The organism is Microcystis sp. LE19-41.2A (assembly GCF_027530405.1).
GTDB lineage: Bacteria > Cyanobacteriota > Cyanobacteriia > Cyanobacteriales > Microcystaceae > Microcystis > Microcystis aeruginosa.
Genome location: NZ_JAPZQJ010000618.1, coordinates 1 through 2247, shown reverse-complemented (window position 1 = coordinate 2247; position 2247 = coordinate 1). Strand labels below are relative to the sequence as shown.

General features: G+C 45.3%; 2 protein-coding genes. Both read right to left on the bottom strand.

All coding sequences use genetic code 11. From position 1 onward, the window contains the following. Window positions 1-350: 350 nt before the first annotated feature. Window positions 351-986 carry a bifunctional phosphoribosyl-AMP cyclohydrolase/phosphoribosyl-ATP diphosphatase HisIE gene (hisIE, locus tag O9290_RS25500; RefSeq protein ID WP_004162874.1) on the bottom strand — a complete coding sequence of 212 codons (636 nt, stop codon included), beginning with the start codon at window positions 984-986 and terminating at the stop codon, window positions 351-353. 300 nt (window positions 987-1286) lie between these two features. Next, window positions 1287-1940, bottom strand: coding sequence for a PEP-CTERM sorting domain-containing protein (locus O9290_RS25495; RefSeq protein WP_002786820.1), 654 nt, complete (start codon window positions 1938-1940; stop codon window positions 1287-1289). Window positions 1941-2247 lie beyond the last annotated feature (307 nt).

Genomic DNA, 2247 nt, shown 5'->3' with positions numbered 1-2247 from the left:
GGCAGGGTGTGGGGTGTGGGGTGTGGGGTGTGGGGTTTTACCGGTTTTGAGGGGGCCAATTACCTAATTTTCAGGGAAAAAGTCCAGGAATTTTCCCCCTGATCACTCCCATGCCCGGTACTTTTTGATTGACAAAAAGTCCAAAAGTCTTACCCAACAAGGTTTTTAGATTTATTCAGCAAACCCTAAGTAGGGAGGCACAATTATTTGTAGGATGGGTTAGCGGTAGCGTAACATAATCGGGCGTTGGGTTTCATGCTTCAACCCAACCTACGTTCATCTTATATTTAATTCCACCCACCCACTTAAAACTCAAATCTGATAACTGATAACTGATAACTGATAACTGATTACCGGCGCCGGTCTTGCAGTTTTTTATAGACATCTCGCAGGGGGACTTGATGATAGGCGAGGGCGACGAGGGTATGATAAAAAAGATCGGCCACTTCTGAGGCAATAGCATCGCCATCATTATCTTTGCAGGCCATGACCACTTCTGCCGATTCTTCGCCGATTTTCTTGAGAATTTTGTTATCTCCCCCGGCCAAAAGTTTACAGGTGTAGGATTCCGGATGAGGATCGTCTCTGCGATCGCAAATTACCTTAAACAATTCCGAGAGGGTGTCGGCCGCTGGCGGTGATTTTTGCCAATTTACCTGGTGAAAACAGCTTCTTTCGCCGGTATGACAGGCGATATCACCGATTTGCTCAATAGTCAGTAAGATAGCATCACTATCGCAATCGTAGCGAATTTGACGCACCTTTTGGATATGGCCAGAAGTAGCGCCCTTGTGCCATAATTCTTGACGAGAACGACTCCAATACCACGCTTCCCCAGTGGTGAGGGTTTTTTCGAGGGATTCCCGATTCATCCAGGCCATCATTAACACTGTAGCATCAAGATAGTCTTGAGCGATCGCTGGTACTAAACCCTGGGGATTATAAGCGATCGCGTCGAGGGGAATAGCAGAGAGCAAAGAAGACATCAGTTTTTTGCGGTCAAGAATTATGGTGGTATAAATTACCCAAAGCTTAATTATATAGGGTTTGCGGCAAAAAGTTTTTCGTGGGGGCAGGCTTCGGCCGTTCGGCGGTTCGGGGTGTAGGGTTTTACCTATTTTCAGGGAAAAAGTCCCTGAATTTTCCCCCTGATCACTCCAAAACCCCAAAGCTGTGTTAGAATCAACACCTAAGAAAAAGCTAAAAGCTAGAAATCCCTATAGGGTATCTAACCTTTAGCTGTTTCGACCTCACAGTTATCAATGTCTTGCACACATTGGTAACTGTTATTTTTGCTTATTGAAGCGGGAAACCAATCCTAAACCACCCACTGCCAGAAGTCCGAGGATAGTACCCGGTTCGGGGACGGGAGTGGGCGCCATTTGGTGGAAAGAATTTTGTAAACTGAATAGACCTTGGCCAGCATTAGGATTTAGGGTATTTGTGACGGTCAACAGTGCCTTGGGGGTGATAGGGGTGAAACCGACAACGGGGTCCTGTGAGCCGTTAACTGAAACTAAGGAGAGCCCAGGTATCTCAGCAAATGTCTCGGTTACATTCCCGTAGTTGGAACCGGATGATATGGTTGAATCTAGGTCAACCCCGACAATGAGATTGCCGGAGTTAATGACCTCGATTGTATATGTGAAAGACCCGGAATTGCTATTAGTCGCAACGAGACCTGCCATAGCATCGTATGCGAAATAATAGTCAGTACCAACCTGGGTCAGATAAACGTTATCCACACCCTCGGCCCCAATGTCACCCGATACGTACGTAATTTTTTTGTCCCCCTGAACAAGAGCATTTCCGCTCGTCCATTCCGTCCAAGTTAAGGTCGCGGCACTCGCACTGGTAGCGGCAAACACCGAGCCGGCGAGAACCCCGATGGCTAGAGAGCCGGAAGCAAAGGTTTTGGTTAATTTGTTGGTTGTCATCATAACTGAATTCTCCAGCTTTACACTGTTGGATAAAATCAAAGTCAAGAAAAGTTCTAAAAACGTTAAGTTTTCTCGATATAGCGGTTTTTAGTGCAATAATGTCCAGTAGGTCTCCTTATAGATAGGCTTTTCAGCGTCTCAATCGGGTATCACTTCTGGGAAAACTGCTATACTTTGCACGGCTACAACTTGCATTTTTTACTCAAGGACAATAATATAGTTTAAGAGTCATAATTAGAAGCAAGGCACTCATTAAAAACATGATTAACCTAGAATTCACGGAAGAAGAAAAGAACTCACTGTATTA